The organism is Pseudomonas sp. Pdm06 (genome assembly GCF_014851795.1).
Lineage (GTDB): Bacteria > Pseudomonadota > Gammaproteobacteria > Pseudomonadales > Pseudomonadaceae > Aquipseudomonas > Aquipseudomonas fluorescens_AA.
On sequence record NZ_JACVAH010000001.1, the window covers coordinates 582,051 to 596,040 of the forward strand.

Genomic DNA, 13,990 nt, shown 5'->3' on the forward strand with positions numbered 1-13,990 from the left:
CGATCATCAAGAGAACTTCATTGGCATGATGGTGAACATCGACGGCAGTGATAGCTCGTCAGTCGCATCGATGTCGAAGCTGAGCCGCAACGTGCGCGTCGTCCTCCGGGTGGAACACAGCCAGGTTTGTGGGCTCTACCGGGTAAACCACAGGCAGGAGGCAAGTTCATGTACCAGTTATTCGGTTACAGGCAATCCGGTTCTGCGGCGGTGGAGATTGCCCTGGACCTTTGTGATGTGGCATATCGGCGGGTCGACGCCTATTCGACCCAGGACAACGACGCCGCGAAAGCGCTCGAGGCACTCAACCCTCAGAAGCAGGTCCCGACCTTGCAGTTGCCGGACGGCTCGGTGCTGACCGAAGCGGCGGCGATCCTGATTCACCTCGGGCTGACCTTTCCGGCCTCGAAGCTGCTCCCTGATGACGCAACCCAGCGTGCCCAAGCCATACGGGGGCTGGTCTATATCGCAGCCAATTGCTACACGCCCATCGGCATCATCGATTTTCCGGAACGCTGGTTGGACGATGCGGACGAAGCGACTCGGCAGCGCTTGGTAGCGGGCACCCAGCAACGGCTGTACCGCAACTGGGCGCTGTTTGCCGATCAGTTCCCGGCCCAGCCTTTCCTTGGCGGTGCCGAGCCGGGGGCGATGGATATCCTGGCGGCCGTGATCACGAAGTGGAGAAACACGCGGGAGGCAATGCTCAACGCCCGTCCGGCGTTCCACGGATTGTTGGAGCGCATCGACCACCATCCGCGCGTTGCACCGATGCTGTCGTTGCATTGGCCTTCGTAGGCGCTGCCGAGCGAAGCGAGGCTGCGATCTTTGCGCTAACGCTGGAATCTCAAGCGAAAGATCAAAAGATCAAAAGATCAAAAGATCGCAGCCTTCGGCAGCTCCTACGGGTCAAGGACAAGCCTTGCGTACAGCCGCCTGCTCAACCAAGTCGACAAACTGCTGGACGTTCTGCTGATGCGCCGTCACCAGTTCGTCGATACTGGCCCCCGCCGGCGTTTGCAGGCTGCTGCGACAGGTGAGGGAGCGGGTATCGCCACCCAGGTTGCGCAGGCGCCATTGCACGTCCATGCGGGCATAGCGGCCGGGGATCGAGTCAAAGCGCTGCACGTCCACCCGCAGCGATGATTTCGGCGCGCCAGGGTTGCTCAGTTGTTCGTCCAGGGTGCTGTACAGTTCATCTGCCAGGCTGGCGCCCCACCATTCGGTTTCCAGGATCGCCAACCCGCTGTTGCCCTGGCGAATGACCATTTGGGTGCGATCCACCTGGGGTGGGACGCTCACCTGTTCGATCTGGATGTCCACGCCGGCGCGTGCCTGGCCTGTCGGCTGAGCCGGGCTCAGGGTGTGGTAATGAATCGGATCGCTGCGACAGGCGCCGAGCAGCAGTGCCATGGCGAGCAGGGTGAATTTCAGCGTCAGTGGCATGGGACGGGCTCCTGTACTCATTCTTTCACCGGCAATGTGAGGTTCTGTGCCGGTGCGTCCTTGGGCCGGCCGCGAAGCAGCGATTCGGGATGGCGGCTCAGGTAGTCCGACAGCTCGCGCAGCGAACGCGACATGCGCCCCAGGTCGTCCAGGGTCTGGGTCAGTTGTTCGCGCTGGGGTGAGTCTTCGGCCAGGGTCGAGTTGGCCGATTGCAGGGTCTTGCTGACGTCTTGCAAGGTGTGTTGCACGCCTGGCAGGGTCTTGCTGTTGAACTGGGCCAGGCCTTTGCGCAGCTCTACCAGATTGCCATCCAGGTTGCCGGCGATACTCTCCAGTGGCAGTTTGTTGATTCGTTCGACCATCGTCTGCAGTTGTTCCTGCAATTGCTGGAGGCTGCCCGGGAGGGTCGGGATACGCACGGGGCGGGCGCTGGGGTCGAAGGCCACTTTTTCGGCCTTGGGGTAGAAGTCCAGCGAAATGTACAGCTGCCCGGTCAGCAGGTTGCCGCTACGGGCCTGGGCACGCAGGCCGCGCTCGACGAAGCTGCCCATCAGGCGGGCACTGGCGGCTTCGTCTTCAGGATCGTGGTTGAGCGACTTGAGCAGTTTTTCATGGGCCTTGCCCAGGCGCTGAGGGTAGATCACCACGCCGACGTTGACCGGAAAGCTGCGTTGCTTCTCATCGAAATCGAGGTTGATGGCCACCACCCTGCCGACTTCCACGCCGAGGAACTCTACCGGCGCACCGACGCGCAACCCGCGCAGGGCCTGGTCGAAACGCAAGGCCAGGTATTGGCCCTTGCCATCGGGCGGGGCGAGGGCGCTCTGCTGGTCGGCAAACAGTTCGAAGGTCTTTTCTTCGCTGGCGGCGGTGTCGTTGGGGCTGTACTCCGGTGCCCGGAACGCGATGCCGCCCAGCAGCAAGGCCGAGAGCGATTCGGTCTTGACGGCGAAACCGTTGGCGCCGACGTTCACGTCCACGCCGCTGACGTTCCAGAACCGGGTGTTTTCGGTGACATACACATCGTTGGGCGCGTTGACGAACACGTCGATGTTGACGCCTTTGCCGTCGGCGTCCAAGGCGTAGGACACCACCTGGCCCACCGGGATCTTGCGCAGGTACACCGGCGAGCCGATGTCCAGCGAGCCGAGGTCCTGGGCGTGCAGGGTAAAGCGCTTGCCCGGTTCGCCATAAGTGATCGGCGGCGGGTTCTCCAGCCCCGTGAAGGATTTGGCGCGCACTTTCGACTGGCCGGCGTCGGCACCGATGAAATCACCGGACAGCAGCGTGTCGATCCCCGAGATCCCACCGGCCCCGATGCGCGGCCGTACGACCCAGAACACCGAGTCTTCGTGCGTGAAGGTGTCGGCGGTCTTGGCGAGCTTGACCGTGGCGGTGACGTTCTTCTGGTCGTTGCTCAGTTGCACGTCGGTGACCTGGCCGATAACCACGTTGCGGTATTTCACCTGGGTCTTGTTGGCGGTCAGGCCCTGGCCGGTCTTGAAGGTGATGGTGATGGTCGGGCCTTCCTGCAGCCAGTTGTGGACCACCAGGGAAACACCCACCAGCACCGCGATGATCGGCACGATCCACACCAGCGACACCGTCCAGCGGCGGGTGGTGACGTGGGCCCGGCCGGGGACAGGTTGTTGCCCGTCAGTGGCTTGCGACTTCATCCATGACCTCCTCGGATGGTTGAGTGTCCCAGATCAGCCGGGGGTCGAAACTCATGGCCGAAAGCATGGTGAACAGCACCACGAGGCCGAAGAACAGGATACCCGGTCGTGGCTCGATATCGCTCAGTGCCTGGAACTTGACCAGGGCGGCCACCAGGGCCACCACCAGCACATCGAGCATCGACCAGTAGCCGATGACTTCCACCAGCCGGTACAGCTTCGCCCGCTGGACCTGGGCCCAGGTACTGCGTCGTTGTACGGTCACCAGCAGCAGGGTCAGTACCACGAACTTGATGCCGGGCACCGCGATGCTGGCGATGAAGATAATCAGCGCGATGTCCCAGGCGCCGCTTTGCCAGAACTCGATGACACCGCTGATGATGGTGCTGTCGGCACCTTCGCCGAGCATCTGGGTGTTCATGACCGGCAGCAGGTTGGCCGGGATGTAGAACACCAGCGCCGCGAGCATGTAGGCCCAGGTGCGGGTGATGGCGTCGGGTTTGCGGCGGTGCAGGGCGGCGTCGCAACGCGGGCAGGTCTGGGGGCCGTCGGCCATGTCGCAGGCCAGGCCACAACTGTGGCACAGGCACAGGTCCAGGTCGCGGGCCTCTGGCGGGGTGTCCTGCGGCTGGCCGTTCATGGGGTGTCCCACAGGTCGCGGACATCGCGCCCGGCGATACGGATCATCAGCAGGCTCAAGGCCGCCAGGGCGAACAGGCCGATACCCGGGAGCACGTCCAGCAGGCCGGCGAGCTTGATCACCGCCACCAGCGCGCCCAGCAGGCACACCTCCAGCATGCTCCAGGGCCGCAAGGTTTCCAGGCTGCGCATGCACAGGCTGAACCCTGGCGCCCGCCGCTGGAGGTAGGCATGGCCCAGTACCCAGAGCAGCAGCGCCAGTTGGAAGGCCGGTGCAATGATGATCGCCACCGCTGTCACCAGGGCGATGAAGGTGATGGGGCCCTGGCTCAGCGCCACGATGGAATCCCACAACGTCGCGCTGTTGCTCAGGCCCTGGAGACGGATACTCATCACCGGGTAGAGGTTGGCGAAAGCCCACAGCACCGCGGCCGTCACGCTCAAGGCCAGGCGCTGTTCGATGGTCAGGCCGTTGTAGCGCTGGATCACCGCGTGGCAGCGCACGCACGTGGCCTTTTGATGCGGGGCGAGCACAACCGGCTCGTACACCGCATCGCAATGTTCACAAATGATCAGTCGGTCGGTGGCGGCCATCGGGATGCTCGCAGGAACAACCCCTTCAATATAGAAGTGTGTTGAGAATGAGCAACCCGATGGAAGGGATCATTCGCCGCGAATGTATTGCTCCAGTTGTCGGATCAGGTCGGCCTGTTCGGCGATGGCTTCCTTGACCAGGTCGCCAATGGACAGCAGCCCGACGAGCTTGCCGTCTTCTACCACCGGCAAATGTCGCAAGTGCTTGTCGGTCATGATGCTCAGGCACGTCTCGACATTCTGGTGCGGGTCGATGGTGATCACGGGGGATACCATGATGTCGCTCACTTTCGTGCCCACGGATGAGCGACCGTGCAGGACCATTTTGCGTGCATAGTCGCGCTCGCTGATGATCCCCAGCACTTTTTCGTCCTTCACCACCAGCAAGGCGCCGACGTTCTTCTCGGCCATGCGCATCAGGGCCTGCAATACCATGTCGTCCGGTGAGATGGTGTGCACTTGCTGGTTCTTATCATCTTTTAGCCGGAGCAACTGCGCGACGGTTTTCATGGGGAGCCTCAGGTGTTGTTTTGCGGGTGATTAAAGAATCGTAGACCCAGCGGCGCAGAGCAAGCGGTAAAGCGGCGGCCAGTCGTCCAAAAGCGTCATTGCCCGGGAAATTACCACCCATCCCGTGGTCGGGCGCTGTTGTGGCGAGGGGATAAATCCCCTCGCCACAGGTAGAATCGTCGCCTACGCAAAATTCGAGGTTTCAGCGGTGGATTTACAGCAGGGCTTCGTCCTGACCCGGCATTGGCGCGACACCCCGGCCGGCACCGAAGTCGAGTTCTGGCTGGCGACCGACGCCGGTCCCCGGCGCGTGCGCCTGCCGGTGCAGACGTCGGTGGCCTTCGTCCCGCAGATCCAGCGCGGCCAGCTCGAAGCCTTGCTGCAAGGGGAAAAGGAGGTAGAGCTACGCCCCTTGGACCTGCTGGATTTCGAGCATCGCCCGGTGCTGGGCCTGTATTGCCAGCAACACGCCCAACTGATGCGCCTGGACGGCACCTTGCGCCGCGCCGGTGTGGAGGTGTTCGAAGCGGACATCCGGCCGCCGGAGCGCTACCTGATGGAGCGTTTCATCACCGCCCCGGTGTGGTTCGGCGGTACGCCGGCTGTCGATGGCCTGCTGGTGGATGCCCAGATGAAACCGGCGCCCGACTACCGTCCACCGTTGCGCCTGGTGTCCCTGGACATCGAAACCACCGCCCAGGGCGATTTGTATTCCATTGCCCTGGAAGGCTGCGGCGAGCGCCAGGTCTATATGCTCGGGTCACCTAATGGAGACGATAGCAGTGTGGATTTCCAGCTGGAATACTGCGAATCGCGCACGCTGCTGCTGAAGAAACTCAACGACTGGTTCGCCCGTTTCGACCCCGACGCGATCATTGGCTGGAACCTGGTGCAATTCGACCTGCGGGTGCTGCATGAACATGCCCGGCGGCTGGCGGTGCCGTTGCGCCTGGGCCGCGGTGGCGAAGAAATGCAGTGGCGCGAGCACGGCGCGCGCAACAACCACTTTTTCGCCTCGGCGGCCGGTCGGCTGATCATCGACGGGATCGAGTCCCTGCGCTCGGCGACCTGGAGCTTCCCGTCGTTCAGCCTGGAAAACGTCGCCCAGACGCTGCTGGGGGAGGGCAAGTCCATCGACAACCCGTACCAGCGCATGGACGAGATCAATCGCATGTTCGCCGAGGACAAGCCGGCCCTGGCCCGCTACAACCTCAAGGACTGCGAGCTGGTGACGCGGATCTTCGCCAAGACCGAGTTGCTCAAGTTCCTGCTGGAACGGGCCAGCGTCACCGGCCTGCCAGCGGACCGCAGCGGCGGTTCGGTGGCGGCCTTCACGCACCTGTACATGCCGCTGATGCACCGCCAGGGTTTTGTTGCCCCCAATCTCGGCCAGCGTCCGCCCGAGGCCAGCCCGGGTGGTTTTGTCATGGATTCCCAGCCGGGGCTCTACGAGTCGGTGCTGGTGCTGGACTACAAGAGCCTGTATCCGTCGATCATCCGCACCTTCCTGATCGACCCGGTGGGCTTGATCGAAGGGCTGCGTCACCCGGATGACCGTGAATCGGTGCCGGGCTTTCGCGGGGGGCGCTTCTCCCGAAGTCGACATTGCCTGCCGGCCATCGTCGCGCGGGTCTCCGAAGGCCGGGAGACCGCCAAGCGCGAACACAATGCGCCGCTGTCCCAAGCGTTGAAAATCATCATGAACGCCTTTTATGGCGTGCTCGGCTCCAGTGGTTGTCGCTTCTTCGATCCGCGCCTGGCCTCGTCCATCACCCTGCGTGGCCACCAGATCATGCAGCGCACTCGCCAGTTGATCGAAGCCCAGGGCCATGTGGTGATCTACGGCGATACCGACTCCACGTTCGTCTGGTTGCGTCGTGCCCATGGTCAGGAGGAAGCGGCCAGGATCGGTCGCGAGTTGGTGGCACACGTCAACCAATGGTGGCGTGAGCAGGTGCGTGCCGAATTCGGGTTGGAAAGCGCGCTGGAACTGCAGTTCGAAACGCACTTCAAGCGCTTCCTGATGCCGACCATCCGGGGTGCCGAGGAGGGCAGCAAGAAACGCTACGCCGGGCTGGTGACCCGCGCCGACGGCAGCGATGAAATCGTCTACAAAGGCTTGGAAACCGTGCGTACCGACTGGTCGCCGCTGGCCCGGCAGTTCCAGCAGGAATTGTACGGGCGGATCTTCCACCGCAAGCCCTACCAGGAGTATGTGCGTGATTATGTGCAGCAGACCCTGGCCGGTGCGTTCGATGATCGGTTGGTCTATCGCAAGCGCCTGCGGCGGCCGCTGGAGGATTACGAGCGCAACGTCCCACCCCACGTGCGGGCCGCGCGGCTGGCCGATGAGTTCAACCAGCGCCAGGGCCGTCCGCGGCAATACCAGAATGGCGGCTGGATCAGCTACGTCATCACCGTCGCCGGCCCCGAGCCGCTGGAAATTCGCAGTGCGCCAATCGATTACGACCACTACGTGACCAAACAACTGCAGCCGGTGGCGGATGCGATCCTGCCGTTTGTGGATGATGATTTTTCGACATTGGTGGGGGGGCAGATGGGGTTGTTCTGACGGGAGGAGGCCCGGTTATTGGCAGGATGCCTTTGTGGCGAGGGAGCTTGCTCCCGCTGGGCTCTGTAGGGGCTGGCGAAGCCTGCGATCTTTTGATCTTTTGATCTTTCGCTTGAGATTCAAGTGTCAGGGGAGAGATCGCAGCCTCGTTGCACTCGACAGCTCCTACACAGCTCCTACACCATCGCCAAGCGCTGCTTGCCCTGGGGCTGGGGAAATATCAGGTCCAGGGCGGCCAGGTCCTGAGGCTCGAGCCTGAGGTTGGCCGCTTCGGCATTCAGGCGCACATGTTCAGGTTTTACAGCCTTGGGTATGGCAATCACATTGTCCTGGCGCAGCAACCAGGCCAGTGCGATCTGCGCGGGTGTTGCCCGATGGCGTTCGGCGATTTGTCCCAGGGTGTGATCCTTGAGCAGGTGCCCGCCCTGGCCGACCGGGCAGTAAGCCATGATCGGCATGCGCCGTTGCTGGCACCAGGGCAGCAGGTCGAATTCGATGCCGCGTTCCTGCAGGTTGTACAGCACTTGATTGGTGGCGCAGGCCGGCGAGGCCAGCTCCTCGAGATCATCGACGTCAAAGTTCGACACACCCCAACGACCGATCTTGCCTTCTTCGCGCAGACGTTCGAACGCTTCGACGGTTTCTGCCAAGGGGTACTGCCCGCGCCAGTGCAACAGATACAGGTCGATGTAATCGGTGTCGAGCCGGCGCAAGCTGCGTTCGCAGGCCAGGGGAATGCCTTTGCGACTGGCGTTGTGGGGATAGACCTTGCTCACCAGGAACACCTGGTCGCGCAGGCCGGTGATCGCTTCGCCAACGACGGTCTCGGCACCGCCTTCGGCATACATCTCCGCCGTGTCGATCAGGGTCATGCCCAGTTCGATCCCCAACCGCAGGGCCGCTACTTCTTTCTTGTGATGGGACGGTTCTTCACCCATGCGCCAGGTGCCCTGGCCGATTACCGGTACGGACACACCCGCCAATTCCAGCGTCCTCATGCCTATCTCCTGTTTTTTGCTTTGACGTGTGGCAGCAGGATAGACCAAGTGTTCCCGCATGGATCGTTCCCATGCTCTGCGCGAGCCCGCAGCATCCGAACTCAACACCAACCCGTGGGAGCGAGCTTGCTCGCGAAGGCGTCGGCCCATCCAGCAGCATCACACGCAGACACACCGCTATCGCGGGCAAGCTCGCTCCCACAAGAGCATGGGAACGATTCGGCGGGGGCGTTACTTCGCGGAGAACTTCAACACCATGGTCTGGGTGTAGGTCTGGCCCGGATCAAGCCGCGTCGAAGGGAAGTTCGGCTGGTTTGGCGAGTCGGGGTAGTGCTGGGTTTCCAGGGTGAACGCGCCCCAATGCGGATAGACCTTGCCTTGCTTGCCCTTGACGGTGCCATCGAGGAAGTTGCTGGTGTAGAACTGCACGCCAGGCTCGGTGGTGTACAGCTGCAGGCGTCGTCCGGACTCCGTGTCATACACCTCGGCGGCCAGTTTTTTCACATCGCCCTTGGCGTCCAGTGCCCAGTTGAAGTCGAAGCCGCCCTGTTTCGGTTCGGCGAACTTGAGTTGTGGGTGATCAGCCTTAATATGGGTGCCGATGGCGGTGGGTTGGGTGAAATCCATCGGTGTGCCGGCCACCGGGGCCAGTTCGCCGGTGGGAATGAGTTTGCCGGTGACCGGCGTGTAGTGGGCCGCGTGCAGGGTCGCGACCTGCTCGAGTATGTCGCCGTTGCCTGCGCCGGCCAGGTTGAAATAGCTGTGGTTGGTCAGGTTCAGCACCGTGGGTTTGTCGGTGGTGGCCTGGTACTCGATGCGCAACTCGTTCTGTTCGTTGAGGCTGTAGGTGACGTCGGTTTTCAGTGCGCCGGGAAAGCCCATCTCGCCATCGGGTGACAGGTAGGTCAGGGTGACGCCCACCGAGTCCTTGGCATTATGGGGCTGGGCCTTCCAGACACGTTTGTCGAACCCTTGCGGCCCGCCGTGCAAGGAGTTGCCATGGTCGTTCTGCGGCACTTGGTAACGCTTGCCGTCCAGCTCGAAAGCCCCGTCGGCCAGGCGATTGCCAAAACGGCCGATGGTCGCGCCGAAATACACGCTGCCATTCTTCTGATAACCCTGCACATCGTCGAAACCGAGCACGATGTCGGCGACCTTGCCGTTTTTGTCCGGCACGCTCAATGACTGGAGGATGCCGCCATAGGTGATGACCGTGGCCTCCACGCCATGACTGTTGCGCAGTACGAATTTTTCCACCGCCGTGCCGTCGTCGGTCTTGCCGAACGCAGCGCGTTCATTGGTCAGGCCGGCAGCCTGGGAAGCCGAGGTGGCGATCATCAGAGACACTCCGAGGGCCGTGAGCAGTTGTCTGGATTCAAGCATGGTGACCTTCCTTCCTGTTGTTTTGTTGTTGTTTTAACGCGGGTCGAGTCCGTTACTGGTCGGACAGCGATGAAGGCTTTTTCGTCTAGTAGTCTTTCTATTTGATGGGTGAAAAGGGATTTATAGCCATAAATTAAGATTTATCAATTAAAAAGTAAGACTAATTAGGCAAAAAAGACTTTGCCTAAGGTCGAGGATTTTCTCTGGGCACTGCACTTTTGCGATTTTTGCCGCTCTATCCATGGCCTGGAAGCGGCGACCCCCATCGCTTCCCCCAGCCCAGATCGAGACTCGATGGTCGGTGTTTTTTCTTCTGTGACGAGGTTGCGCCGTGCCTGCATGGCAGGGTTGGTCGCTGTGTCGATGCTGTTCAGCGGCGGCTGCAGCCATCAACAGGGGCAGGACATGGTCACGCAGTTCAGCAATGCCAAGCCCCAGGAGTTCTTGCAAACCAGTGTCGACCGCATGGCAACGCTGGCCATGCACGACAACCTGCAAAGCCTCTACCTGCTGATGAGCAAGCTTTACCTGCGCAACCCCGAGGAACTGCGCAAATCCGGCTTTCTTGACGCCCGCACCGCGGAAAAACAGGTGCGCATGGCCATCGAGCAGCAGCAACCCTTGCCGACCCTGGGTGGCAAGAAGGACCTGGCCGCCCTGAGCTATGCCATGAGCCCGGAGTTTCTCGGTGATCGGGTCGGGGCGTTCATCTATGCCATCGGCAGCATGCTGGTCACCGCCCATGGCAATCGCCTCGAGTTCTACATGACCGACACCATCGACCCGCGTTTTGTCAGCAATGCGGCGCGCAACATCGAAAAAGCCACTTGGCTGCTTAGCCAGCGGCAGAACAAGGACGGCAAGCCGCTGCTGTTTTCCAATGAGATTTCGGAGGAGGGCAGCAACCTGAGTTTCGCCGTCGAGTTCGGGAAAATTGTCGCCCGATTGGACCTGCTGACCCAGATGCTCGACGAGCGTTACCGGCGTATCGGTTTGAATTACGCCCAGAGCCTGCTGTTCCTCAATTTCCTGCCGGTTCAGTGATTAGAGAAGAAAGGAATAAAGATAGATCATATCGATATAGGGCGTTATAAGAAAAATCGCTATGCTCGCGGCCAGATTTTTCATGCGGTCGTGTTGAGACGGGTTTAATGGATTTCGGTAATGTCGGTTTAGTCGTTGCGGGCCTGGTGGTCGGCTTCATCGTTGGAATGACCGGCGTCGGTGGTGGGTCGCTGATGACCCCGATCCTGTTGTGGTTTGGTATCAACCCGGCGACGGCGGTGGGTACGGACCTGCTGTATGCGGCCATTACCAAGTCTGGTGGCGTGTTGGTTCATGCCAAGAACCGCAACATCGACTGGGCCATCACCGGCTGGTTGACGTTGGGCAGCGTGCCGGCGGTTGGCTTGACCTTGTGGTTCCTCAGCAGCCTGCACAGCTCGCCCGACGCCATGAACGCGGTGATCAAGCAAGCCTTGGGCTTCGTGTTGTTCGCCACCGCCCTGGCAATCCTGTTCAAGAAGCGTCTGTTGCAATTCGCCCACGACCGTGCCGGTGGTCACTACAACCCCTCTGGCGCGCGTCTCAATGTGCTGACGGTCATCACCGGTCTCGTGCTGGGGACGATGGTCGCGTTGACGTCCATCGGCGCCGGCGCCCTGGGCACTGTCGCGCTGTTCATCCTCTACCCGTTCCTGGTCACCAAGCGCCTGGTGGGCACCGAGATCGCCCACGCCGTGCCGCTGACCCTGGTCGCTGGCCTGGGCCACGCGAGCATGGGCAACATGGACTGGCACATCCTGGGTTTCCTGCTGATCGGTTCGTTGCCGGGGATCTACCTGGGCAGTCATTTGTCGGGACGGATCTCCGACGAGCTGCTGCGCCCCTGCCTGGCGGTGATGCTGGCGATGATCGGGTTCAAGCTGGCGTTCTAGCACGATCACCCCGATCCAGTGTGGGAGCGAGCTTGCTCGCGATGACGCAGGCACATTCAGCATCGATGCAAGCTGAACCACCGCTATCGCGAGCAAGCTCGCTCCCACACTGGTCGCTTCCGACTTCAGCACTCTCCCTACGGTTGCGCAATGATCCCCCTGGCCTAAGCTTCAAGGCAGGCAGGCGCAGTATTGAGCGACTCTCGCGGAACAATCGCCGCCCTGTGCAATCAGTACAGCGTAAATATCAAAAGGAGAGGCGCATGCTCATTCGGTCGTTGACCTTCGCTACCTTGCTGGCCATCGCCGGCCCCCTGTTCGCAGCCGATGGCGACTCACCCTTGGTGGCGGATGCAGGCAGGGCACGTCCCCTGATCGTCATCGCGCCCAGTACAGTCGACCCGGCCTGGGTCAGCCTGAAAAAGGCCTTGGGTGAACCGGCGGGCAAGCAGGGTTTTTCCGAGCGCAACATGGTGCTCTACACCGTGCTCAATACCATTGGGCAGCGCGATGGCAAGGACCTGGACCCGCAAAGCACCATGGCGCTGATCCGCTCCCTCAAGCTGGGCGCCGGGGCCCAGACCAAGATCATCCTGGTGGGCAAGGACGGGGAAAAGAAGCTTGAGCATTCCGGGGCGATCGAATTGAAAGACCTCTTCGACACCGTCGATAAACTCCCCGCCGCGGAAAAAGAAGCGACGCCCCCGGCGCCACCTCCCGCGCCGGAGCCCGCACCGGCCAAGGATGCGAAAGGCACCAAGCCTGGCAAGGCAACCAAGCCGACAGCGCCGCCGAAGCCGCTGGATGACTGATGCCCCTGTGGCCAATGCCAGTCAGTTAAGCCTCAAACCCGTGGGAGCAAAGCTTGCTCGCGATTGGGGTGAGCCAGTCGACAACGCCATTGACGGGTCTGCCGCCATCGCGAGCAAGCTTTACTCCCACAGGTTAACTGACTGGCATCAGGGCTCTGACTGGCTGGCATTAGGACTCATGGCCGTTTTATTGGCCATCCAGCGCCATCAGGATCCGGTGCGCCGCCTTCACCCGTTCCTCGATCGGGTAGTTCCTGTTGGCAAGCAGGACGATCCCCATGTCCTTCCCGGGCACGAACGCTGCGTACGCGCCGAAACCGTTGGTGGAGCCGGTCTTGTTGATCCAGGCGCCGTCCGGCGCCGGGCGAGGCGGGTCGAGAGGTTCGGCTTTTTGTGGGGCCAGGGCCATCTGCGGTGTGTTGCCAGCGAGCAGGTCATTCAAGGTGTACGGGGCGGGGTAGAACTCCCAGCCCAGCCCCTGATTCATCCCGCCAACTTTATAGAAACCCGTATGCGTCGTGGCGATGGCTTGCTTCAGGTCCGCGTCCAGTTTTTCAGGTTGCAGGTTGGCCTCGACGAAACGAATCAGGTCCGTTGAACTGGTCTTCACCCCGTAGGCTTCGGAATCCAATGCGCCGGTGCCGACTCGCACGGGCTTGCCGTCCTTTGCATAGCCTTGGGCGTATCGCCCCATCTGATCCTGCGGCACCCGCACATAGCTGTGCTTGAGGCCCAGCCCTGGCATCAGCGTGCGCTCCATCACCTCATCAAATGGCTGCCCCAGGCTGCGGGCCGCCAGGTAGCCGAACAGGCCAATGCTCGGGTTTGAATAGAGCCGCTGGGTGCCGGTCGGGTAGAGCGGTTTCCAGTTCCTGTAGTAACTGAACATCCGGTCCGGGTGATCCGCCTCGTCGGGAAACTGCAAGGGCAGGCCGCCGGCGGTGTAGGTGGCAAGGTCGAGCAGGCGGGTGCCCTCCATGGCGCTGCCGCGCAGTTCGGGTGCAAAGCGACCGGCCGGATCCGTCAGGGACAGTTTGCCCCGGGCCTGGGCATAGGCGCCGAGGGTGGCGGTGAAGGTCTTGCTGACCGAGCCGATTTCGAAAAGGGTCTGGTCGGTGACCGGCTTTTTCGTGTCCTTGGAGGCCAGGCCGTAGTTGAAATAATGGCGTTGACCGTTATACGTGATCGCGACGGCCATGCCCGCGATGTCCTGTTGTTTCATCAAGGGCTGGATGACGGCATTGACCGTGTCTTCAATGCGTTCCTGGGCAAAGCTTACGGACGTCCCGCAGACCAGGAAAACAATCCCGGCGAGTATCGATCTGGCAATTGGCATGGTGCAGCGTTCTCGTTGGCCTTCCTGGAGGGGGCTCAATCTAGGGCGTTTTTGGCGGCCGGGCAATCCGAGGCTATCGGGCCGGGG

The 13,990-nt window shown here is 61.7% G+C and carries 13 protein-coding genes; 5 read left to right on the forward strand and 8 right to left on the reverse strand.

The features are described from left to right. The first annotated feature begins 168 nt into the window (after positions 1-168). The gene (locus IB266_RS02630; protein WP_103309731.1) at positions 169-798 is read left to right on the forward strand and encodes a glutathione S-transferase family protein; all 630 of its coding nucleotides are present in this window, start codon (positions 169-171) and stop codon (positions 796-798) included. Positions 799-909: 111 nt separating this feature from the next. Here the strand turns inward: IB266_RS02630 and IB266_RS02635 are convergent, their stop codons facing one another. From IB266_RS02635 to IB266_RS02655, 5 genes are all read right to left on the reverse strand, one after another. Next, complete coding sequence (locus tag IB266_RS02635; protein ID WP_192259956.1) at positions 910-1,446, reverse strand: membrane integrity-associated transporter subunit PqiC; 537 nt, start codon at positions 1,444-1,446, stop codon at positions 910-912. Positions 1,447-1,463: 17 nt separating this feature from the next. Further along, entirely contained in the window at positions 1,464-3,122 is a 1,659-nt protein-coding gene (locus IB266_RS02640; RefSeq protein WP_192259958.1) for an intermembrane transport protein PqiB, read from the reverse strand. Further along, a complete protein-coding gene (locus tag IB266_RS02645; RefSeq protein ID WP_103309733.1) occupies positions 3,103-3,762 on the reverse strand; it encodes a paraquat-inducible protein A in 660 nt (219 codons plus the stop codon). Before IB266_RS02645 ends, IB266_RS02640 begins: the two co-directional genes overlap by 20 nt. Continuing rightward, positions 3,759-4,355: a paraquat-inducible protein A gene (locus tag IB266_RS02650; protein ID WP_192259960.1), complete on the reverse strand. Its 597-nt coding sequence runs from the start codon at positions 4,353-4,355 to the stop codon at positions 3,759-3,761. Before IB266_RS02650 ends, IB266_RS02645 begins: the two co-directional genes overlap by 4 nt. 69 nt (positions 4,356-4,424) lie before the next feature. Beyond that, on the reverse strand, positions 4,425-4,865 hold the full coding sequence (locus IB266_RS02655; RefSeq protein ID WP_060738251.1) for a CBS domain-containing protein: 441 nt from the start codon (positions 4,863-4,865) through the stop codon (positions 4,425-4,427). A 208-nt stretch (positions 4,866-5,073) separates the two neighbouring features. On the opposite strand from IB266_RS02655, the gene IB266_RS02660 reads away from it, so the two are divergent. Continuing rightward, on the forward strand, positions 5,074-7,437 hold the full coding sequence (locus IB266_RS02660) for a DNA polymerase II (RefSeq protein ID WP_192259962.1): 2,364 nt from the start codon (positions 5,074-5,076) through the stop codon (positions 7,435-7,437). A gap of 176 nt (positions 7,438-7,613) precedes the next feature. On the opposite strand, the gene IB266_RS02665 is transcribed toward IB266_RS02660, so the two are convergent. Next, entirely contained in the window at positions 7,614-8,435 is an 822-nt protein-coding gene (locus IB266_RS02665; RefSeq protein WP_192259964.1) for an aldo/keto reductase, read from the reverse strand. 231 nt (positions 8,436-8,666) lie between these two features. Then, on the reverse strand, positions 8,667-9,818 hold the full coding sequence (locus IB266_RS02670; RefSeq protein ID WP_192259966.1) for an aldose epimerase family protein: 1,152 nt from the start codon (positions 9,816-9,818) through the stop codon (positions 8,667-8,669). Positions 9,819-10,157: 339 nt separating this feature from the next. Between IB266_RS02670 and IB266_RS02675 the strand changes: the two genes are divergently transcribed. From IB266_RS02675 to IB266_RS02685, 3 genes are all read left to right on the forward strand, one after another. Next, positions 10,158-10,862, forward strand: coding sequence for a hypothetical protein (locus tag IB266_RS02675; RefSeq protein WP_225613378.1), 705 nt, complete (start codon positions 10,158-10,160; stop codon positions 10,860-10,862). A 107-nt stretch (positions 10,863-10,969) separates the two neighbouring features. Then, the gene (locus IB266_RS02680; protein ID WP_053183477.1) at positions 10,970-11,755 is read left to right on the forward strand and encodes a sulfite exporter TauE/SafE family protein; all 786 of its coding nucleotides are present in this window, start codon (positions 10,970-10,972) and stop codon (positions 11,753-11,755) included. A 263-nt stretch (positions 11,756-12,018) separates the two neighbouring features. Continuing rightward, on the forward strand, positions 12,019-12,567 hold the full coding sequence (locus tag IB266_RS02685) for a DUF4174 domain-containing protein (protein WP_192259970.1): 549 nt from the start codon (positions 12,019-12,021) through the stop codon (positions 12,565-12,567). 187 nt (positions 12,568-12,754) lie between these two features. Here the strand turns inward: IB266_RS02685 and ampC are convergent, their stop codons facing one another. After that, a complete protein-coding gene (ampC, locus tag IB266_RS02690) occupies positions 12,755-13,903 on the reverse strand; it encodes a class C beta-lactamase (protein ID WP_192259972.1) in 1,149 nt (382 codons plus the stop codon). Between the last annotated feature and the right edge of the window lie 87 nt (positions 13,904-13,990).